Origin of the sequence: Agromyces sp. 3263 (assembly GCF_031456545.1) — a bacterium.
In the GTDB taxonomy this organism is placed as follows: domain Bacteria; phylum Actinomycetota; class Actinomycetes; order Actinomycetales; family Microbacteriaceae; genus Agromyces.
Genome location: NZ_JAVDUV010000002.1, coordinates 549,044 through 568,893 on the forward strand (window position 1 = coordinate 549,044; position 19,850 = coordinate 568,893).

Consider the following 19,850-nt stretch of genomic DNA (forward strand, 5'->3'; position numbering starts at 1 on the left):
TCGTTCTCTCTTCTCTCGGTGCTACGCCTGCTCGGTGCCGCCGCCGCCGGACACGTCGAGCGCCGACTCCCGGATGTGGTCGACGAAGCCGTACTCGAGGGCCTCCTGCGCGTTGAACCAGCGGTCGCGGTCGCCGTCGGCGTTGATCTGCTCGACGGACTTGCCGGTCTGCGCCGCGGTGATCTCGGCGAGTCGGCGCTTCATGTCGAGGATGAGCTGCGCCTGCGTCTGGATGTCGCTCGCGGTGCCGCCGAAGCCGCCGTGCGGCTGGTGCAGCAGCACGCGCGCGTTCGGCGTGATGTACCGCTTGCCCTTCGTGCCGGCCGTGAGGAGCAACTGCCCCATCGACGCCGCCATGCCGATGCCGACCGTGACGATGTCGTTCGGCACGAACTGCATCGTGTCGTAGATCGCCATGCCGGCGGTGATCGAGCCGCCCGGCGAGTTGACGTAGAGGAAGATGTCCCGCTTCGGGTCCTCGGCGGCGAGGAGCAGCAGCTTCGCCGCGATCTCGTTGGCGTTGTCGTCGCGCACCTCGGAACCCAGCCAGATGATGCGGTCCTTCAGCAGTCGATCGAAAACACTGGGTCCCAGTGTCGGTTCGGCCATGTGTCGCTCCGTTTCCGTTGTCGCGTTGCATCGAATCTATCCGGTGCAACACACGGGAACGGGGCTGTTCGCCCTAGGCGGATGCCGCGAGCTCTGCCGCGTATGCCGACAGCGACACGCGATATCGCGCGAGGTGCGGCGCGAGCGCCGTGAGCGCCTCGGATGCCGCGCGGCGGGCGTCACCGGCATCGACCAGCGCGAGCGCGCGGAAGGCGACGACGGCGTCGCCGAGCTCGCCCGCGACAGGCTCGATCAGGTCGAGCAGCTCGATCGCCTCGTGGGGGCGACCGAGGTTGCGGATCGTCGAGGCGAGCTGGATGCACGCCTGCACGCGATCCGACCCGGCGAGCCCGAGTGCGAGCGCCTCTCGATAGAGCGCCTCCGCCTCGGTCTCGCGGCCGGCCGCGTCGCGGGCACCGGCCCGTTCGAAGCACGCGACCGGGTCGCCGGCCGGACGTTCGGCGGCGAGCTCGTCGATGCGGCGGATGACCTCGTCGTCGCCGATCACGTCGGCGGCCGCCCACACGGCAGCGACGCGGTCCTGCCAGTCGGTCATGGGTCCTCCAGGGAAACGATGCGGGGCCGGACGAATCCGTCCGGCCCCGCATGCGATGCTCCGTCGCCTACTCGGCGTCGGCCTTCTTGGCGGCGCGCTTGCGGGCCGGCTTCTTGGGCTCCTCGGCGTCGGCGTCGGCCTCAGCGGCGGGAGCCTCGTCGGCGTCGGCCTTCTTGGCGGCGCGCTTGCGGGCGGGCTTCTTCTCCTCGGCGGGCGCCTCGTCGGCGGCCTCGGCGTCGGCAGCGGCGTCCGCGCCCTCGTCGTCGGCGTCGGCCACGGCCGTGAACTCCGAGAGGTCGACCGCGTTGCCCGCGGCATCCGTGACCTTCGCCTTGCCGAGCGCGATCGCGAGCGCCTTGTTGCGCGCGACCTCGCCGACCATGGCGGGGATCTGGCCGTTCTGGCTCAGGACCTGGACGAACTCGTTGGGGTCCATGCCGTACTGGGCGGCGCCCTGCACGAGGTACTGGGTGAGCTCGTCCTGGCTGACCTGGACCTTCTCGGCCTCGGCGATCGCGTCGAGCACGATCTGCGTCTTGAAGGCCTTCGTGCTCGACTCGGTGACCTCGGCGCGGTGCTCGTCGTCCTCGAGGCGACCCTCGGACTCGAGGTGACGGTGCACCTCGTCCTCGATGACGCCGTCGGCGACGGGCACGTCGGCGAGCTCGAGGAGCTTCTCGACGAGGAGGTCACGGGCCTGGGTGCCCTGGCCGAACGACTTGTTGCGCGCGACCTGCTCCTTGAGGCTGGCGGTGAGCTCGTCGAGCGTGTCGAACTCGCTCGCGATCTGCGCGAAGTCGTCGTCGGCCTCGGGGAGCTCCCGCTCCTTGACCGCGGTGACGGTGACGGTGATCTCAGCCGTCTCGCCCTCGTGCTCGCCGCCGAGGAGCTTCGACTCGAACGTGGTGGTCTCGTCGGCCGTGAGCGAGTCGAGCGCCTCGTCGATGCCCTCGAGCAGCTCGCCGGAGCCGAGCTCATAGGAGATGCCGCTCGCCGTGTCGACCTCGGCGTCACCGATCGTGGCGACCAGGTCGAGCGTGACGAAGTCGCCGGACTTCGCGGGACGGTCGACGGTGATGAGCGTGCCGAACCGGCTGCGGAGCCGGTCGAGCTCCTCGGTGACCTCGTCGTCGCCGATCTCGACCGAGTCGACGGTGAGCTCGAGGCCGTCGTAGGCCGGGAGCTCGATCTCGGGACGCACGTCGACCTCGATCGCGAGCAGCAGGTCGCCCGAGAAGTCCTTCTCGCTGGGCCACTCCACGATGTCGGCCTCGGGACGGCCGAGCGGGCGGAGCTCGTGCTCGGTGACCGCGGCGCGGTAGAAGGTGTCGAGGCCCTCGTTGACGGCGTGCTCGAGCACGGCGGCCTTGCCGACCCGCTGGTCGATGATGGGCGGCGGCACCTTGCCCTTGCGGAAGCCCGGCACGTTGATCTGCTCGGCGATGTGCTCGTAGGCGTGGGCGATGCTGGGCTTCAGCTCCTCGGGCGTCACCGAGATGGTGAGCTTGGCGCGCGTGGGGCTCAGCTTCTCAACCGAAGTGGTCGGCATGTGGAAGATCTCCTGTTGTGTGGAAGTTCGTGTCGAGCCGCTGGGCGACTCGTCGGGGCGACAGGATTCGAACCTGCGACCTCCCGCTCCCAAAGCGGGCGCTCTACCAAGCTGAGCTACGCCCCGAGTCGCTGACTCAACTCGTCGATTCACCCGCATGGGCATGCCGAAGCATGCGCAAGCACGGATGGACCCGGGAAAGTCTACTGCACCGGGCGGGGCAGACGTGGTGCCGTCCCCGCTCCCCGGCCCATCAGCCGAGCCCATCACCTGGGCCGGACCGCCGATCCGGCACGGGATGACCCTCGAACGGGCCTGTGGAATCTCCACCGCTGCCGCCGGCCCTCGTGCAAGAGTGTGGGCCATGACGGACCCCACCCCGCGCACCGCGGCGACGGATCTCACGCGCTGGCCCGCTGACCCCGCCCAGCTCGTCGACACCACCAAGTGCCCGGCGTGCTTCAGCATGCTGAGCTCCACGCGGTGCCGGGTGTGCGGGCTCGAACTCGATGTGCCCGAGGCGGCCGACCTGCTGCAGCACTCGACCGCGGTGTACCGCTGGCACCTCGCCCGTCATGAACTGATCGGGCGGATGCGGGCAGCGCAGGCCACCCGCGAGGCCGCGGTCGACTCCGCGGTGACCATGGCGCGCAGTGCGTCCACGGCGATCGCACCGACGATGCCGGCGGTGCAGTCCGCCGCCGTGGCTCCGCCGCCCGCAGGGCCGACGACGGTGGAGCCCCGCGGGCGCTCGGGCGTGCAGGTCCTCCTCCTCACCCTCGGCGTCGTCCTCATCTCCGTCACGGCCATCGTGTTCCTCTTCGTGGCGTACCTCGTCGCGAGCCTCGAGGTGCGATCGATCATCATCGCGGCGGCGAGCATCGCGGTGCTCGGCGTCGCCTGGCTCCTGCGCGCGCGCCACCTGCCAGGAACCGCGGAGGGCGTCGCCGCCGTGGCGATCGTGCTGCTGCTGCTCGATGTCTGGATCGTGCGCGCGAACGACCTGTTCGGCAGCGGGGAGCTGACGGCGTCGGCCTATGCGGGCGTGGCGATCGCCGCCGTCGCGGGTCTCCTCGCCGGCACGCGGGCGGTGACGGGCATCCGGATCACCGGGTACGCGGCGGCCGCGCTCACGCCGGTCGCGGCGTTCCTGTTGGGCTTCGCGACCGACCCGGCCACGGCGACCGGCGTCTGGCTCGGTGGCATCGCGGCCTCCGTCACGGGCAGCATCGCCGCCACCCGACGTCCCTCGATCGAACGCACCGTGCTCCTCACGGCCGGCTTCGCCGGCGCCGGGGCATCGACGGTCGCCGCGCCGTGGGCGGTTCCCGCAGTCTCGTGGAGCGCGACGTGGGCGTTCGCCGGCGTCGCCTCGGCCTGGCTGCTCGCTCTCGCGATGCTCGCGGTGCGAGAGCGTGACGAGACCTCCATGTGGTCGTGGATCGGCGCCTCCGCCTTCGGCGCCGCGCTCGCCCTCGCTCCGTCGATCGGCGCGCTGCAGGAGCTCGACTCCACGGACGCACTCTGGGCCGCTCCCCTCGGAGCCGGCACGGCGACCTGGGTGCTCGCCTGCCTCGCGCGTGCCCTCCCCCGGCGGCGCGAATGGATCGCCGGGTTCTGGGCGGCCGCCATCGTGACCCTCCTGGCCTCGGCGCTGGGCCTGCTCTCGGGGATGGTCGCCATCGGTGCTCGCGTCGTCAGCGGGTCCACGTCGTGGACGCTCGACGGGAACTCCTCGTTGCCGACGATCGTCTCGGATGCCGCCCTCGGCGCCGTCCTCGTCCCACTGGTGCTCGCCGCGGGCAGCACGGCCGCGTTGCTCACCCTCGCGCGGATGCGACGATTCGCCACGATTCCCGTCGCGGCACTCCTCCTGGCGGGAATCGTGGCAGGGTCCCTCGCCCCGACGGTGTGGGCCGCGGCTGCCTCGCTCACGGCCATCGCCGCCGCCGCCCTCGCCGTGGCGTCGGTCCGCGGGCGCCTCGCGTTCCCCGGTTCCCTCGCCGTGCTGTCGATCTTCGGGGCGGCGGCGGGTCTCGTCGCATGCAGCACGGCCTACTCGAGTGCCGACATCTGGCCGTGGACGATGGCGGCACTGCTGGGGCTCCTCGTCACCGGACGCGTCGTCGGGAGTCGGGTATGGCCGCCCAGCCTGGTGCGCGGAATGGGCGCCGCCCACGTGAGCCTCGCCGCCGTCCTGGCCTGCACGATCGCATTCTCGATCCCGCTCTGGCTCGACGGGGCCGGCTCGGCGATGACCGGCCCGTGGGCATCCCCGTGGCTGTGGCTGGGCACGGTGGCGTCGATACTGCTGGCGATCGCCCTGTTCACGCCCCACCTCGCCGTCGTCGACCGCACGAGCCTCGCACTCCCCCTCCTGGCGGGCGTCTTCGCGGGCGCCATCGTCACCGCGTTCGACGTCGCGGAGGCCTTGGCGTGGCTGCCTGCCACCGCTGGTGCGATCGTCGCGGTGCTCGGGGTGCGCCCCCCGGATTCCCGGGTGACCAGGATCGCGCTCGCGGCCACGGGCCCGCTCCTGGTGACCGCCGCGACCGCCGCCGGGCTCGCCTGGATTCCCAACGGCCCATCGTTCGCGGTCGGGGCGGCGGCGGGACTGCTCCTCGCCGCGGCCGTGGGCCACGCCGCCGTTCCCGGCTCGGCGAGCGCGGCCCGGATGGCGTGGAGCATCGCGATCGGCGTCGGCGCGGCGTACGTGCTGCTCTCCGCGGCCACCACGGGCGACGAGCTCTGGCTCCTGCTAGGCCTGCTCGTGCCGGTTCCGGTGCTCGTCGCCTCCCTGCATGCCGATCCGATCGGCGGCGACGCGGGCATCCGGCATCTCTCCTGGCTCAGTCTTCCGCTGGGCGTCGGATCCGCGTGGGCGTGGCTCGCCGACAGCGGTGTCGACGACGTCGAGGCGTACACCGTCCCGCTCGCCATCGCACTCGCCGTCACGGGCGGCCTGATCACGTGGCGCCGGATGGCACCGTCGGCCAGGTCCGGTGGACGCACGACGCTGTTCGCCTCCGCGGCCGCCGTGCTCGTGCTTCCCAGCGTCGCGACCAGCGGCACGTCTGAACTCCGCACCCTCATCCTCGTCGCGGGCGGCTCGGTGGTGGCGATTGCAGCCATGTACCTCCCGCAGGGGGCACGCGGCGTTCCGATCCGCCTCCTCGGCGTCTGCACGGGCGGCGCCGCGTTCATCGGCGCCGCGCTCGTCCGCGGCTCGGCCGTGGCGCTCGGCGAGCCGAGCGACCTCGCGGCCGAGTTCTGGCCCGTGCTCGCGCTGGTCGCCGGCGTGATCGTCGCGACGATGTGGTCAGGAACGGCGTCGCAACCGGTTCGGCTCGCCGAGTGCCTGATCGCAGTCTCCGTCGCGGCGGTCTCGATCCCCACCCTCCTCTCGATCGTGGCGGGCGACGCTCCGACCCAGCGGGCAGCGGTGCTCTTCCCGGCGCTCGCGCTCGCCCACGTCGTGGCGGTGTACGGGCGGTGGCGCCCGTTCGCCGGCCCGATCGTGGCCTGGACGACGCTCGGGACACTCGTGCTCGGCGCCATCGCCGTGCTCGTCTCCCGCGAAGTCGAACCGTTCGACCTCGTGACGGCCTCGATCGGCGCGGCACTGCTCGGGGCTGGCGCGGTGCGCATGCGGCGCGATCCGCAGCTCGGCAGCTGGCCGGCGCTCGGCCTCGGCCTCGCCGTGCTGCTGCTGCCCGCGCTGGCCGCCGACTTCGTCGAGCCCGAGCTGTGGCGACTCATCGCCCTCGGCGTGGTGTCGGCGATCATCGTCGTCATCGGTGCCGTCCGACGACTGCAGGCCCCGCTCCTCCTCGGCGGCGCGGTGCTCCTCGTGCACGCCGTCGCGCAGCTGTGGCCGTGGATCACGTGGGTGTACGAGGCCGTCTGGTGGTGGCTGTGGCTCGGCGTGGCAGGGGTCGCCCTCATCGCCCTCGCCGCGACCTACGAGCGGCAGCTGCGCCTGGCCCGGAACGTGGTGCGCTCGATCGCCGAGCTGCGCTGATCACGCAGCGACGCTCGCGACACGGCGGCGGAGGGAGGCCAAACCCGCGTCGCCCGGTGTACTACGATGGTCCGGTGCCCGCAGGCGGGCGCGCGCGGATGTAGCTCAATGGTAGAGCCTCAGTCTTCCAAACTGATTACGCGGGTTCGATTCCCGTCATCCGCTCTAGGAAGTCTCCCACAACGTCAGCCCGAACGTTAGCCAATCGTCCTAAAAGGGTGCCGAGGTCTTGGTCTATAGACCAACTGCGGGTAAACTGGGGGGCATGAGCGACAACGAGGAGCGAGTAGAAGCGGCGCTGGAAGCCTGGAAGGCGCGCAACGCGAGCAACCACAACCACACCTCCAACCCTGAGATCTACTTCGAAGAGGGCTATGCCGCTGGTGTAGCCGAGGGCATCCGGCAGGCCCAAGAAGCGGCAGACGCGGATCAGATCATCGACGCGTTCAACGTCATCGGCTGACCGTGGCTAAGGCGCATTCGTTCGAGCAGTGGCGCGTAGAGCGCGACGGAAAGATCCACGCTCAGGGCTGGTTCCTTTACGACGGCGACCTCGCCTCCGGATCCAGCGAGGACGACGAAGAGTTCCTCATCCCCGCTGAATTGCGGCGGAGCATGGCCCGACGCGACGGCCTGTTTCATTGGGACACGTCTGGCGTTACCCTGCCTGTGTGACGTGGCATCCTCTGCTCGCAGCCGACGAACGAACCCCAGGCGTGTGGACACTCGTCGACAGCATGGGACGCGACTACGGGCAGGTAGCGATCATCCGCCGTGCCGGTGAAGTCGGATACAAAGCCGTGTTCGACGGGCAAACGGTCGGCTACTACACGACGTTGCGTACAGCGGTCGAGGAAACACACGCGGCGTTCATCCGCTCACACGGCCCATCAGGGACAACCGCGGCGCGATACCCGCTACCCCAATGACCCAGAATGGGACGGCGTTGTGCGAAAAAGCGTACAGAGACGGCGATGTACAGAAAAGCGTACATGGAGACGAATAGCCCACAGGTTAAATTCTTCCGAAGTTAGCCCTCAGGCTTGCCGCGTTCCTTCCACGCCTTATCCGCCTTAATCAGACCAGGCTCAGTCATCTCAAGTATCTTCGCGATCTCCCGCCACGTAATACCCGCCTGCCTTGCACGATGAACCAAAGCGGCGCGACGGTCAGGAAGTTTGCGCTGTAACTCGGCCATCGCAACCAGCTCATCTTTTATCCCCACGACAGGCCAGCATATTGGGGCACCACGGTTAATTAACTCAGTTAAACAACCCAGTACAGGGGGTGCGCCCCAAACGGGGGACTTGAAACACTAACCCCAGTTACTAAACTGAGTTACACAAACAAGTTCAGGGCTAACCCTGATCCCCCAACAATCACGGGGCAATAACTTCGAAACATACCAACCAAGACGGGGTGAGAAACATGAAGACCTACTACGTTCAGTACTCGGATGGCACCTCCACCCGCGTCCAGGCTTCGAGTGACGAGCAGGCACGCAACCGCGGATACAAGTACAACCGCTCCGGTGTCATCGTCACCGTCCACCCTGTGTGAGTTCACGGGACTGATCCTTCGGGAAACTCACGCAACAAAGAAAAGCCCCCCGACCTCGCGGGTACGAGGTACGGGGGGCATCTTTGTTTCTCAGGTGCGGCCTACTTGTAGCAGACGCGCGCGCCAGTCATGAATGCACAGAAAATGAAATCCCACCAGTTCATGAGGCACCTCCTTCAGTACCCCTGCCCTCTTCCGAGGCAGGGACATTGCCGGGGGTAACTGCGCCGGAGTGCGCAGCCGGCAAGCTTTCAAGTGGGCAACGCCCAGATGCGAACGTGTGCGACTTGAAAGTCGACGTTCTGGGTGAGCTGCTTGTTGTTCGGGTCCGGGTAGCCGTAATACGTGGCAGACGGCCCCATGTGCAGAGACAGCCGCACATGCAACGGGGTTTGAAACTGCGCCCCCCAAACCCACGGGTGCGTCGCCGGTGTGATCCGGTACACCTCATACCCGTCAAGGAACGTCGCAGCATAGGTGGGCGTGTACTCGAACGCCCAAGTGTGGAAGTCCTCATACGCCTTGCTGACCGTGACACCCTTGGCTCTCAACGAGTCCTCGAGCGTCCACGCCGCCTTCTGATACACCTGCCCAGCCGGCACCGTCCCCGTGTGGGAGTGGAACGTTGTGGTGCTGGTGCCGTTCTTCTGCGACGACGACGCAAGGGGGGTTTCACCGAATCCCCACGCCTCGACGATGTCGATTTCACCGGAGTTGTCGTTGCGCAGCCAGAACCCTGCGAGCGTGCCGAGGGTGTACTTGCCGGTGGGCATTTTGGCGCGGATCTCCCACCGCCCGAACCGTTGCGAGTAGATGTCGGGTTTGCCGTTGCCCTGATCCATGTAGGCGCTGGTCACGTACCGGTCGCCCACCGGGGCCGCCAACCATTGGCTGCGCATGTGGAGGACGCCGCCGGACACTGTGCACATGGTGCGTTCGATGACGCCCTTGTCGGGGATGCTCCCGAACTCGTCGCTGTCGCGCACGTACCACTTCGCCGGATCGACGACAGTCCCGTCGAACTCGTCACGCCACACAGGCGCACCCCAGTACGGAAGTGCCGCCGCGTCAGGCTCGTAATCCAGGTAGGCGGTCTCCCCCGCCGCCTGAACGGTGATCCGCGGCATCAGCTCGACGTGTAAACCGTCGTCACACCGTCGTCGGACTTCTTAGTCCATACCCGACCCGACGCGTCAGTGATCACCGGCACGGGAAACAGTGCAGTACCAACCGCTGTCTCACCAACAGAGAAAGCAGTCACCTCCACCTTGCGGCGGTCCGACACAACCCGCAGCTCGATGGGCGTCTTCGTGAGATCAACGGTCGCAGTGAGAGCCATCAGTCACGCCTTCCGGGTGTTCGCGGCAGCAAGACCACCAACGGGGATGCCCAGGTATGCGAGTACCGCAACGGATGCGACCAGCCACGGCGGGGCCGACAACTCGAGGGACGCATACGCCACCTGTGTTGCGCCCGCACCCACAAGGGCGAGCACATACAAGCCATAGATCCACTTACGGGCCTTCGCGGACGAGATGATCACGCCAAGATCGTTCGGGGTGGGCACTGCGTCAGTCATGTTCGTTCTCCTCATTGCGGGTGTCCTCCACGCCGCGTCTCACTTCCAAGTCCAAACGGATCTTCGCGTCCGACGTCGCCAACGCCTTCTTCGCATCCGCCAAATCCTCAGCAACCTCAGCGACCCTCAACGACAGGTCGGCAACACCAGACTCCACACGCGAAACGCCATCCTTCACAGACGACCCGTTGTTGAAATGCACCTCATGGTGAATGTCAGCTATAGCCGCGTCCTGCGCCTTCAACGTTTCGTCCGTGCGGGCAATGAATGCGGGAAGCTCTTGTACTGCATCGACGATCTGAGCAAAATGGACAACGGCCGTGGCTGTCTTCCGCAGCCACGGCCACCCCTTCCAGAAGAAGAGGACGACACCAACCGCGCCGGCCGTCCAGCCGATGATCTGCCACAAGGAAACAGACTCAGCCCACTCTTGAAATCCAGGTGGCATATTTGATCCCTCCTCGGGGGAACGAGGGGGGAGATTACTTGACAGTCAGCCCGGTCAACTGGGGGTTGTTCTTCGTGCCCAACCCATCCCACTGACGAAGCCCGACACCACGGACCAGTTCGCGGATCTGCTCGCCCGGCCACACGGCGACGCGGACAGGGAACACCTTGCCCGTCTTGTTGACCTTCGGGTCGGCGTTCGCGAAGTACATGTACGTGTTGTACTCGAGTTCCGACAACGGCCGGAGCGGGCCTTCCGGCCCCTGAATGAAACTGAACCCCTTAGGGATCAGCCCGTCCTTAGACGCGCTTTCCGAAACGTAGATGATCATGTCGTCCTCCGTGGGTGGTTCAATGATTGGGCGGACGCCCAACCCCGCAGTGCCGCCGGAGCGGTAGGCGTTCGCCAGCGCGATCAGCTCGCCCTTGCGGCGTTGCAAATCGCCGGGGCACGCCGTCGCGTAGGAGTCCCCGTAGCGGGTGTACAACTCCTGGTGCGTCAACACTGTGTCGTCGTTCACGGGGAACCCGTACCGCAGCGACACATCCGCGATCAGCGCCGCGAGTTTTCGGAACGACGCATCTGAAACAGGCCACGGATCTCCCGCAACCGAGTTCGCAACCTCAATGGTCACCGCGCGGCCATCCCAATACTCCGAAGAGGAAGTCCACGCGCGACGGTCCTCGTCGACAGCCATGATCAGGGTGCCGTCGTTGCCGAGTGCATAGTTCGCGGACACCGTACGGTCGCCTGGCTGGAACAGGGACAGGATCGCCTCGAGCGACGTCGTCGCCGCATGGTGGACGATGAACCGGTCGATGCGTGAGGGGCGGGGGGAAGAGTCCGACGTCAGCCGGAACCCGTTAGTCAGCGGCGAATGGGTCATGACGACACCCACATCACGCACACAGACCCGAACACGCCCAACGCTACCCCGGCGTTATGCACCACATACGGGGTTGCCGTCGCACCAGGGGCGGTCACCAGAATGTACGTGTTCAAAATCTGCGACTCGGTCACACCCGAACCGGGGTGCGGTTCGAGGAACGACAGGCCCGGGCCAAGCACGGTGATGTCCGTACCCTCAATGCCAAGGTTGCGTTGTCCTGTGTCGTTCGGCTCCCACCCAACAATCAAGTCCACCCGGTAGATGCCGGTCGTCTCGAACGTCAAAGTGAAGTCGTCGCGGGTGATGCCCCGCGCATACGTTGTTGACGTGACGATGCCCTGATGCGCTGTCGACCCGTCAACGTCCGAGATGGAACGGTCCCCGAAGAAGTAGGGCAGTTTGCCGCCGTAGATGTACCAGCCCGTGCCGTCATGCACGTACAGCATGTCGTTCTCTTCGACCATGATGACCCGGCCGGCCCAGTTGCCTGTGACGGGCAGATCGGCGATCGTCGCCACGGCGTCATCGTCCTTGTCCGCCTGTGCGGCGGCATCCAACGCCTCACCCAACGCGGTCGACTGTGCGTTATAGGCAATGTCCCAATCCGGCATCGGCTCCGAATCAGAGTAAATGGGCATCCCATGATCGTCGGTGGTAGGCATATGTCCTCCGGGCATCAAAAAAGCCACCCGTGCGGGGTGGCATAACGAACAACTGGTCGGACAACCTAAGGCGTGTAAACGTTGGTCTCGTAGTACTCGTCGGAAAACGACGCCGTCACACCATCCCAAGACACCATCGGAGCTGCGACAGCCCCCCAGCCGTGCACGTTTCGAACAAACCATGCGGCTGCGAAACCCGAAGGCAAATTCCAAGGCTCCACCGCACCCAACACAGGTGTCAGCGTCCCCTCGTAGAACAAGGCCGTGTTCTCGATGTGGACGACCGCGGAATGCGGGCCGACCACGGACAGGTCGAACGTGTAGAACGGAGAAGTCACACCCAACGAATTGTCAGACGTCGGCGGGTAGATAGTGAACTCCTCATCGTCCGTCGAAGGGTTCACCTCCACATACAGGTGAATGGGCGACTGACCCTGACCGCCGAACCCGCCCACCGCATCCGGATAATTGCCGACCCCGATCGGAAGCATCGTCGTGCCACCATCGGCGAACTGCACCGGAGGGAGCAGCCGCAGGGAACGCGTCTCGTCCTCAGCCTCCGAGTTCAAGAGACTCATCGCGGACACGTAGTAGGAACCGCCAGCAGACGACAAGGACACCCAATACTCGGGCATCAACCCCTGCCATTCGGTCGTCCACTGCGCCGCCCCCTCGGCAGACGACGTCTTTCGGATCATTTGACCCGTCGTCCCCCCAGGGGGCATACCGTTCGTAGCCTCGACGGCCGCCGTGGTGTCAAGGTGGCGGTTGTTGATCACCGCCGTCTGCCGTGCGCCAGCAGAGGAGTCGCGGGCGGACCGGGCCATAAACGCGCGCACCTCAGCGTTGAACTTCTCCTGCTCGAGCGCACGCTTCTCCAACCAGCGGGCATGCTCAACACCCTCAAGGGGAAGGTTGATCTTCGGAACGTAACCCAAAGGAAACCCCCTACACCTGATAGATGGCGTGCAACAAAGAGCACGAAAACGATGAGCTGGAAGTGACACCAACCGACACGGTCGCACCAGTCGAGAGTGTCTGGCTGATCGCCTTCACATTCGTGCTGCCGGTGTGGTCCGTAGTCCAGCCCGACGCCGGTGTCGACGAAGTCGGAAGGGAGATTGTGCCGACACTGATCCACGAAGCGGCCGCGACAAACGAGCCGGCCGTCGCAGCAGTACCAGACGTCGACCGCACTGTTCCCGCCACTGCCGCACCGAACGGCAGGGTCTGCGCATTGACTAGCGAAGACACCGCGCCATTGCTTGCCCGCAACACGTACACGATCACATCACTGGGGCCGGTGCCCAGCCCGGTAACCGTGATCGTCCCGCCGCCCGTGATCCCCGTCGCGGACCAAATGTTCGTATCCGCCGTTGTTGTGAGGGCAGCATCGGCATTCCACGTCGCGCCAAGACCCGAGATGCCCGGGCCCGACGCAGTGTTCTGCTTCAACGACATGACCACGACACGGTCGGTCGGCACCAGCGATGTCGTCACGGTCGGCGTAGCGTTGACGGATCCCGGCAGCGACGTATGCAGGACTTCGATCGCGCTGACGGTGACACCGCCGCCACCGACAACCCGGTATCCGGAAGCGATAGCACCAACACCTGGGGTCACGCCAGATCACCCACGATCGTCCAAGTATTCGCCGCCCGCTTGATCGCCGTCACCGCAGACCACTGCGCCCGCGTAACCGACGTCGGATTCACCGTCGCACCAGTACCAGCAGAGAACGTCGCCATACCCGCACCGATGACAAGGAAGTCGATGGTCGCGCCCACAGGGAACGCGGTAGCCGAGTCCTGCGGCATCGTAACCGTGATCGCCGAAGCGTTCGACAACGTCACCAACTTGCCCTCATCAGACAGAACCGGCGCGTACGTCGTGCCCGTCTGAGCGTTCACAGCCGAGTAACGGGCACGGGTCACGGCGACAACCGCGGCGACGTTAGCGGGCGTCACAGCGCGTGCCGTGTCCGTCCCGGTGACGGCCTCCGCATCCGTCGCCAACTCCAACGAGCCGGCAGCCGTATCCGAACCGGTCGTGGCGCGAACGGTCGTAGCAAAGTCGCTGATCGTCGAAGCCGTCTGCGAACCAGTGTGGTTCGCGCGCGCCAACAAGGTTGCGTCCGAGCTGTTCGCCGTCGCCGACGTTGCAATACCCGACAGCTTCGTCCGCTCGGTGGCGAGGAACGCCTTGTTTGTCGTCCCGTCCGTGAGCGTGTCCGCAGACTGGGTGCCGGTGTGGTTCGCCCTCGCAAGCAGAGTGGCATCAGACGAGTTCGCCGTCGCACCCGACGCGATACCCGCAAGCTTGGTCTTCTCCGTCGAGCTGTACTGCTTATACGTCGACCCGTCACCAATGTCATCCTGCGTGACAGCCTCATTCACCCACTCCGTGCCGGTGTACCGGAGGAACTGGTTATCAGCAGGCGACGTGAGATCCACGTCGGACAGACCCTCAAGATCAGTCGCACCGCCACCACCGCCACCCGAGGCGGAAATGGTGATCGTGTCGCTGCCATCATTGACGCTGATAGACACGTTCGTCCCGGCAACCAACGCCGCACCGATCGTGTCCCGGACGCCCTCAGCATCCAGACCAGCCGCCGCAATCGTGATCGTATCCGAACCATCATTCGGGGTTATCGTCACATTCGTCCCCGCCACCAGGGCGGTACCAATCGTGTCCCGGATCAGCTCGGGAGCGGCAGACGAATCCAGCTTCGCCGCAATCGCAGTCTCGTTGTCGTTAACACCATCAACGATCACGTCCAACGCGGCGTTCAGCGTCACATCCCAGTTGGACTCGCCGTCAGCCGGCAGCGTAGGAGAAATGGGCACGTCTAACCTCCATAAGTCGGCGGACCGCCGTAAACACCAGACCCGTAACCCGTCACAGGCTCCGGCCCGCCACCAACACCAATCGGCGTCAAAGGGCGCAAGTTGAACTCGCTAATCGGACGACCAGCCCAAAACGCGTTCCACTCCGCGATCGTGAACCCCTCGTTCACCGCGTTCGTGTCAGCAATAGTCGTGTCAACCTCGGCCTCATACGACACCGAAGACGGGGTAATCGTCGCAGACCGGATCCGGTACACGTTGAAGTCCTCGAAAATCCGGGCACCAGCAACGTTCCCGTACGCCTGCCCACTGAAATCAGCCGCGGACAACACATGCCACGCGGACCCCGAAATGCGTCGAGTCACACCGCCATGCCGGCGCGCCGAATGCAACAACACAAGATGCGCGTGACCCCACGACGACAAGAACTCGTTATCAACCTCAGCGCCCACAATGTCAGTCGCGCGATCATCCGTTGAAGCCGGGAGAACATACTTCTTCCGCTCAAACGAAACACCAGTGCCGATCACACGCAGCGTCGAATACTCCGCACCCGAGATCGCCTTACCAGCCAACCTGTACGGGGCCAAGAAGCGGTTCTGAGACCCAACAACGGTCACATGCAGTGTCCGCGTATCCTCGCCAATCTCGACCGTCACAGACCCGCCACCGGCCGTCCACGCGTCCGCCGGAACAGGGTTGTCAAACTGGTCGAGCACCGAATAGACCGACGCCGACGACTCACCGAACCCCACCGACGTGGCAGGGACCGGTTGCACCACCGACGACAAAGAAGCGTCCAACTGAATGTCGAACTCGAACACCTCACCCGCGTCAAGATTCGCCACAGGCGACAGCTCGTTGCCGACCACCAACGCGTCAGTGATTTCCTCCGCCGGGTAGTACCAGGCTTCAACGGTCTGCGCCAACTGTGATTCGTCCAACGCCCACGAGAACGCGGACTCCTTCACGCGGTCAGCGGTGATCGTCCTCGGGGGCCGCGCCGCAATGTCAGTCCCAACCGGGATGATCTCGAACTGGTACGCCGCCGTCAGCTTCTTGAGCTGCTGCCACACATCCCCGTACCAACCCGGCACCACAACCTCAACGGCACCGACAGTCTCGTCGATGACAATGCCGTCCGTGATGCCACACAAACCGAAGTAGTACAGCAGCAACGACTCGAGGGTGCCCACATGCGGGAGGGCTGTGCGGTCAGCGACCAACGCCGACAACCTGGTTAGCGCGTCAACCTTCACGCTGCCGTTCTCGCCCGCCAGCGCCTTCACAACACCCTGCGTCGTCCCGCGGGCGGCGTCCGTGACAGTCACGTCAGCGTTCAACAACGACTTCGAACCGGCATTCTCCGGAATCGTGAACGCAACCGCACCGACACCGCCGAAATTGTCAGAGGGATCCAACGGGGTCGCATCCTCGCTGACAGTGATGCCCGAAGCGTTCCACTCCGCCTCACCACCAACGCGAATATCTACACCCATTCGCCAACCTCACCCAACTTCGCAGTAACGTTCACGAGATCCAACGTGGAAGTGTCATAAGGGACACGCATGGGCCGGCCAATGAACCGGCAACCCGAATGGCCCTGACCCGACACAAACCCACCAGTCGCAGGGGTGACACCGTCGCGGAGAACCTGCACGATCATCCCCGCCAACGTGAACGTCCCAGGCGTGGTGTTGTCCAACGACAGCTCGAGACCCGTCGCCCCGCCACCGACCTCCGTGTTCACACGCGTGGTCGTCGCCGTCGACAAGATCGTCGGATGCACCACAGTGCCCGCAGTTGAACCCGTGTACGGGGTGACCTTCACGCACCCGGCCGCGTCGGACTCGCCGTGCACACCCACCCACGCCGAATAGCCGGTAGGGATCGGCACGAACACCGACCGCAACACCGAATCGCCGGCCAACGTGTACGTCGCCAGCTCAGACGGGTAGCCCTGCGACGTCACCGAGTTCGTCGACAACGACGGGCGCACATCGCCCGCCAACGGCACACCGTCATACCCGCCAATAGACGGGGTAGCCCACTGCTGCGGCAACGCATTCTGATCCGCAGCGACCGGGTCCAACCAATAGATCAGACCCGTCCCGTACACACCATCCGCAAAATCCGTGATCTTCCGGGCCTCAGCACGAGACATCATCCCGAAGTCAAGAAAATACTCACGGTGAGCGGCCACCGACTGGGAGACACCCAACCCACCATTCAGGTACTGGGTTGAGTCCTCCCAGCCGACCGTCTCATAATCCGGGTTGATCTGCGGGTCGCGGACATCGAGCATGTACGAGCGTGTACCAAACCACATCAAGCACGACCCCTCGTAGTAGTAGCCACATTCCGCGAAGACAACGCACCCTGAACCGCCGGAACCGGAACGTCGAACCCGACCCGGTCACGGATCTCACGCAACAACTGCAACCCGACAGCGGGGAACGGTGCCGGCGCGGGAGCCTGAGCGGCACCCGGACCATACGAAGCGCCCCCGTTGATCGCATGCAACACGTCAAGGTTCTTCTTCGTCGCGTCCGCGTTCACCACGAACTCACCAGGCGACAGCATCGCCCGGACGCGGTCGTCTCGAGGCCCACCCGGACCCTTCACAACACCGTCGCGCCACCACGCCGGGGAACCCTCCGACAGGTGCGGGACCAACAAACCACCCGTGTTGCCGTACGCCGCACCCACCTGACCGGCCGGCGCACCAGACGACTTCCGCTGCTCCTCGACATACAGGTAAACGGTCTTCGAGTTCGGGATGTCACGGATGAGCTGCGCCATTCGAAGCGCCGCGTCCATCGCCTCCTGCGAATACAAATTCACCTGAGTGGACACGTCACCCGGAATCAACCCGAGCGAATCGGCGTACAACTCAGCCGCCGTCTGCGACAACCCGGCCGCAATGCCGGCATCAATGACCGCCTGCCGCCCAGCCTCAATAACGGGGATCGCATCTTCCTGCTTACCCGTGTTCTCAACCGTCGCCGCAGCCGCTTCCTTGTACGCCTCAGCGATACCGTCAAGCGCCGCCTGGTTATCGCGGCCCTCCTGAGTGGTGATATCGAGCGTCTGCCCGTTCTCCTCAATGGAGGCGGTGAAATCATCCAACGACTGCTGCACCTGACGGTTCGCGTCATTCACGCTGAGCTGGGTGTCACCGAACCCGCGGATCGTCTCTGCCAAGTCATCGACAGCATCCTTCGCCGTATCAGCGGCAGACTCGACGTCGCCCAAACCCTCCGACATCGCAGCCGATGAGACGGTCGCGTCCTCCTGCTCATTGGACACACCCGCGAGGGCGTTCTCATACTCAGGGAACAACTTCTTGAGTTCCTTGACAGAGATGCCCTGCTCCTCGGCCTTACGGGTGATCTCAGCGAAAATTGCAGCAGCCTTCTCGCCCTTACCGTCCTGCACCATCTGAGCCAAAGCCTGCGACAGCGAATCGAACCCCGTACGCGCCTCACCAACCGCACCGGTGATTCCGAACGGGCCAGCAATCGCCTCACCGAACCGTTCCATCTGCGCATCAAACCCAGACCCGGCAACAAGCTCCAACGACTCCGCGAACTCATCAGCAGACTTAGACCCGTTCTTGAACGCAGCATCCAAGTCGCCGCCGTTCAACGCCTGCAACACCTTCTCGATACCAACCGCAGCCTTCGGGCCACCAGTAGCAAGCTTGTCCAGGATCGAAACAGCAACACCCAAACCGGCGATCAAACCGGCAGCCTTCGCGACATTCCCAATAACACCCGCGGCCCGCTGAGCGGCCGGCGACATCGTCGCCAACGCAGCCTTGAACGCCGCAATCTTCGGAACCGCCAGAAGGAACGCACCACCAGCCAAACCAACAGCCGCCGTCACCGCACCAATAGCCAACGCAGTCGCCTGCACCGGCTCCGGGGCCTTACCGAACGCATCCACAACACCAGTGACACCCTGCGTCAAACCACGCAACGCGTCGTTCGCAGCAGAACCCGTCTTGATCAGCGCCGTGTCGAAAGCGCCACCCAACTTCTCCAAGTCGCCCGCGAGGTTATCCAACCGCAGCTCGGCAGTCTCAGCCGCATACCCGGAATCGTCAACAGCGGACGTCCACTTCGCGACTTCCTCAGCACCACCCTTGTACAGTTCGCGGGCGGTACGGATCGCGTCAGCACCGAAGATCGTCGCCAACGCCGCATCACGGGTCTCCTGCGTCAACGGAGACAGCTTGTCCTTCAACTGCCCCGCAACGGAACCCATGCCCACGAACTGGCCGGCCGCGTCGTACACGCTGATGCCCAACTGGTCCATGAGTTCCTTGGACTCTTCGGTGGGGTTCGACAGGCGCAACAACATCTGACGGAACGACGTGCCCGCATCCGACCCGGTGATACCGGCCGAAGCGAACAACGCCAGAGACCCGACAGTCTCCTCAAGGGAAATGCCCATGCCCGCGGCGACCGTACCCGACTGCTTCAACGCAGCCGACAAGTCATCGACGGAACCCTGAGCCTTACCCGCACCAGCAGCCAACACGTCAGCAACATGCGGCACATCCGCGCCAGCAAGGTTGAACACCGTCAACGCGTTCGCAGCAATCTCGGCCGCATCCGCGACCTCAAGACCACCAGCAGCAGCAAGGTCCAGGGAACCCTTCAACCCGCCGCCCAAAGCGTCCGCCGTCGAAATGCCAGCCTTCGCCAACTCCTCGAGCGCCTGAGCCGACTCCGACGCAGTAAACACCGTCGAAGCGCCAGCCTCAAGCGCGGCGTCACGCAGCAACGCCATGTTCTCGGTCGTCTCATGCGTTGCCGCCTGAACCGCCGACATCGCCTTATCGAAATCAGCGAACTTCGAAACGGCCAAACCAACACCCGCGGCAGCAAGCGCCCCGAGCGCCAGAGACGCCTTGCCGACCGCGTCAAATTCCTTCTTCGACTGGGTCAGCTTCTGAGCCGCGTTGGCGGTCTCCTTAGTTGCCCGGGCAGCCTTATCCATGCCAGCGACATAGTCACCAACCTGCGCGGTAAGGGTTACGCGTGTGATGCGCTCGGGCATGCCGTACCTCCAATACAGGGGGTAACCCCTACGACAAACCACCCGCAGGCGGTACGGTTTC

At 65.2% G+C, this 19,850-nt stretch carries 19 protein-coding genes and 2 tRNA genes; 5 read left to right on the forward strand and 16 right to left on the reverse strand.

The annotated features are described in order from the left end of the window. Positions 1–21: 21 nt before the first annotated feature. From J2X63_RS15750 to J2X63_RS15765, 4 genes are all read right to left on the reverse strand, one after another. Positions 22–609, reverse strand: coding sequence for an ATP-dependent Clp protease proteolytic subunit (locus tag J2X63_RS15750; protein WP_159601647.1), 588 nt, complete (start codon positions 607–609; stop codon positions 22–24). Between the two features lie 73 nt (positions 610–682). Then, the gene (locus J2X63_RS15755; protein ID WP_309978939.1) at positions 683–1,165 is read right to left on the reverse strand and encodes a tetratricopeptide repeat protein; all 483 of its coding nucleotides are present in this window, start codon (positions 1,163–1,165) and stop codon (positions 683–685) included. 67 nt (positions 1,166–1,232) lie between these two features. Beyond that, the gene (gene tig, locus J2X63_RS15760) at positions 1,233–2,714 is read right to left on the reverse strand and encodes a trigger factor (protein ID WP_309978941.1); all 1,482 of its coding nucleotides are present in this window, start codon (positions 2,712–2,714) and stop codon (positions 1,233–1,235) included. A gap of 52 nt (positions 2,715–2,766) precedes the next feature. Next, a tRNA-Pro gene (locus tag J2X63_RS15765) sits at positions 2,767–2,840 on the reverse strand. A 238-nt stretch (positions 2,841–3,078) separates the two neighbouring features. Between J2X63_RS15765 and J2X63_RS15770 the strand changes: the two genes are divergently transcribed. The 5 genes from J2X63_RS15770 to J2X63_RS15790 all read left to right on the forward strand — a co-directional run bounded on the left by J2X63_RS15770 (position 3,079) and on the right by J2X63_RS15790 (position 8,295). Continuing rightward, complete coding sequence (locus tag J2X63_RS15770) at positions 3,079–6,735, forward strand: SCO7613 C-terminal domain-containing membrane protein (RefSeq protein ID WP_309978942.1); 3,657 nt, start codon at positions 3,079–3,081, stop codon at positions 6,733–6,735. A gap of 94 nt (positions 6,736–6,829) precedes the next feature. Continuing rightward, positions 6,830–6,900 (forward strand) — tRNA-Gly (locus J2X63_RS15775). Positions 6,901–7,000: 100 nt separating this feature from the next. After that, a complete protein-coding gene (locus J2X63_RS15780) occupies positions 7,001–7,198 on the forward strand; it encodes a hypothetical protein (RefSeq protein WP_309978945.1) in 198 nt (65 codons plus the stop codon). A gap of 2 nt (positions 7,199–7,200) precedes the next feature. Then, positions 7,201–7,410 carry a hypothetical protein gene (locus tag J2X63_RS15785; RefSeq protein ID WP_309978947.1) on the forward strand — a complete coding sequence of 70 codons (210 nt, stop codon included), beginning with the start codon at positions 7,201–7,203 and terminating at the stop codon, positions 7,408–7,410. Positions 7,411–8,163: 753 nt separating this feature from the next. Then, positions 8,164–8,295 carry a hypothetical protein gene (locus J2X63_RS15790; protein ID WP_309978949.1) on the forward strand — a complete coding sequence of 44 codons (132 nt, stop codon included), beginning with the start codon at positions 8,164–8,166 and terminating at the stop codon, positions 8,293–8,295. 251 nt (positions 8,296–8,546) lie between these two features. Here J2X63_RS15790 and J2X63_RS15795 read toward each other — a convergent pair whose 3' ends face one another. The 12 genes from J2X63_RS15795 to J2X63_RS15850 all read right to left on the reverse strand — a co-directional run bounded on the left by J2X63_RS15795 (position 8,547) and on the right by J2X63_RS15850 (position 19,789). After that, the gene (locus tag J2X63_RS15795; RefSeq protein ID WP_309978951.1) at positions 8,547–9,422 is read right to left on the reverse strand and encodes a family 16 glycosylhydrolase; all 876 of its coding nucleotides are present in this window, start codon (positions 9,420–9,422) and stop codon (positions 8,547–8,549) included. Continuing rightward, positions 9,422–9,634, reverse strand: a complete 213-nt coding sequence (locus tag J2X63_RS15800; RefSeq protein WP_309978953.1) for a hypothetical protein — start codon at positions 9,632–9,634, stop codon at positions 9,422–9,424. The genes J2X63_RS15795 and J2X63_RS15800 overlap by 1 nt, the downstream gene beginning before the upstream one ends. Positions 9,635–9,637: 3 nt before the next feature. Beyond that, positions 9,638–9,874, reverse strand: a complete 237-nt coding sequence (locus J2X63_RS15805) for a hypothetical protein (RefSeq protein WP_309978955.1) — start codon at positions 9,872–9,874, stop codon at positions 9,638–9,640. Then, positions 9,867–10,283, reverse strand: coding sequence for a hypothetical protein (locus tag J2X63_RS15810; RefSeq protein WP_309978957.1), 417 nt, complete (start codon positions 10,281–10,283; stop codon positions 9,867–9,869). The genes J2X63_RS15805 and J2X63_RS15810 overlap by 8 nt, the downstream gene beginning before the upstream one ends. Positions 10,284–10,356: 73 nt before the next feature. Further along, positions 10,357–11,208, reverse strand: coding sequence for a peptidoglycan recognition family protein (locus J2X63_RS15815; protein ID WP_309978959.1), 852 nt, complete (start codon positions 11,206–11,208; stop codon positions 10,357–10,359). Further along, positions 11,205–11,849 (reverse strand): hypothetical protein, encoded by a 645-nt coding sequence (locus J2X63_RS15820; protein ID WP_309978960.1) that lies wholly within the window; start codon positions 11,847–11,849, stop codon positions 11,205–11,207. Before J2X63_RS15820 ends, J2X63_RS15815 begins: the two co-directional genes overlap by 4 nt. A gap of 89 nt (positions 11,850–11,938) precedes the next feature. Continuing rightward, positions 11,939–12,811 (reverse strand): hypothetical protein, encoded by an 873-nt coding sequence (locus tag J2X63_RS15825; protein WP_309978962.1) that lies wholly within the window; start codon positions 12,809–12,811, stop codon positions 11,939–11,941. Between the two features lie 10 nt (positions 12,812–12,821). After that, on the reverse strand, positions 12,822–13,496 hold the full coding sequence (locus J2X63_RS15830; protein ID WP_309978964.1) for a hypothetical protein: 675 nt from the start codon (positions 13,494–13,496) through the stop codon (positions 12,822–12,824). Then, positions 13,493–14,722 carry a hypothetical protein gene (locus J2X63_RS15835; RefSeq protein WP_309978966.1) on the reverse strand — a complete coding sequence of 410 codons (1,230 nt, stop codon included), beginning with the start codon at positions 14,720–14,722 and terminating at the stop codon, positions 13,493–13,495. The genes J2X63_RS15830 and J2X63_RS15835 overlap by 4 nt, the downstream gene beginning before the upstream one ends. A gap of 2 nt (positions 14,723–14,724) precedes the next feature. After that, positions 14,725–16,221, reverse strand: coding sequence for a hypothetical protein (locus J2X63_RS15840; protein WP_309978968.1), 1,497 nt, complete (start codon positions 16,219–16,221; stop codon positions 14,725–14,727). Beyond that, positions 16,212–17,027: a hypothetical protein gene (locus tag J2X63_RS15845; protein WP_309978970.1), complete on the reverse strand. Its 816-nt coding sequence runs from the start codon at positions 17,025–17,027 to the stop codon at positions 16,212–16,214. The genes J2X63_RS15840 and J2X63_RS15845 overlap by 10 nt, the downstream gene beginning before the upstream one ends. Positions 17,028–17,050: 23 nt before the next feature. After that, positions 17,051–19,789 carry a phage tail tape measure protein gene (locus J2X63_RS15850; protein ID WP_309978972.1) on the reverse strand — a complete coding sequence of 913 codons (2,739 nt, stop codon included), beginning with the start codon at positions 19,787–19,789 and terminating at the stop codon, positions 17,051–17,053. Positions 19,790–19,850: the final 61 nt, after the last annotated feature.

Excerpts from the sequence above, each read along its gene's own strand:
- J2X63_RS15750 (WP_159601647.1), bottom strand. The coding sequence starts at position 609 with ATGGCCGAACCGACACTGGGACCCAGTGTTTTCGATCGACTGCTGAAG.
- J2X63_RS15755 (WP_309978939.1), bottom strand. The coding sequence starts at position 1,165 with ATGACCGACTGGCAGGACCGCGTCGCTGCCGTGTGGGCGGCCGCCGAC.
- tig (WP_309978941.1), bottom strand. The coding sequence starts at position 2,714 with ATGCCGACCACTTCGGTTGAGAAGCTGAGCCCCACGCGCGCCAAGCTC.
- J2X63_RS15770 (WP_309978942.1), top strand. The coding sequence starts at position 3,079 with ATGACGGACCCCACCCCGCGCACCGCGGCGACGGATCTCACGCGCTGG.
- J2X63_RS15780 (WP_309978945.1), top strand. The coding sequence starts at position 7,001 with ATGAGCGACAACGAGGAGCGAGTAGAAGCGGCGCTGGAAGCCTGGAAG.
- J2X63_RS15790 (WP_309978949.1), top strand. The coding sequence starts at position 8,164 with ATGAAGACCTACTACGTTCAGTACTCGGATGGCACCTCCACCCGCGTC.
- J2X63_RS15795 (WP_309978951.1), bottom strand. The coding sequence starts at position 9,422 with ATGCCGCGGATCACCGTTCAGGCGGCGGGGGAGACCGCCTACCTGGAT.
- J2X63_RS15800 (WP_309978953.1), bottom strand. The coding sequence starts at position 9,634 with ATGGCTCTCACTGCGACCGTTGATCTCACGAAGACGCCCATCGAGCTG.
- J2X63_RS15805 (WP_309978955.1), bottom strand. The coding sequence starts at position 9,874 with ATGACTGACGCAGTGCCCACCCCGAACGATCTTGGCGTGATCATCTCG.
- J2X63_RS15815 (WP_309978959.1), bottom strand. The coding sequence starts at position 11,208 with ATGACCCATTCGCCGCTGACTAACGGGTTCCGGCTGACGTCGGACTCT.
- J2X63_RS15820 (WP_309978960.1), bottom strand. The coding sequence starts at position 11,849 with ATGCCCATTTACTCTGATTCGGAGCCGATGCCGGATTGGGACATTGCC.
- J2X63_RS15840 (WP_309978968.1), bottom strand. The coding sequence starts at position 16,221 with ATGGGTGTAGATATTCGCGTTGGTGGTGAGGCGGAGTGGAACGCTTCG.
- J2X63_RS15845 (WP_309978970.1), bottom strand. The coding sequence starts at position 17,027 with ATGCTCGATGTCCGCGACCCGCAGATCAACCCGGATTATGAGACGGTC.
- J2X63_RS15850 (WP_309978972.1), bottom strand. The coding sequence starts at position 19,789 with ATGCCCGAGCGCATCACACGCGTAACCCTTACCGCGCAGGTTGGTGAC.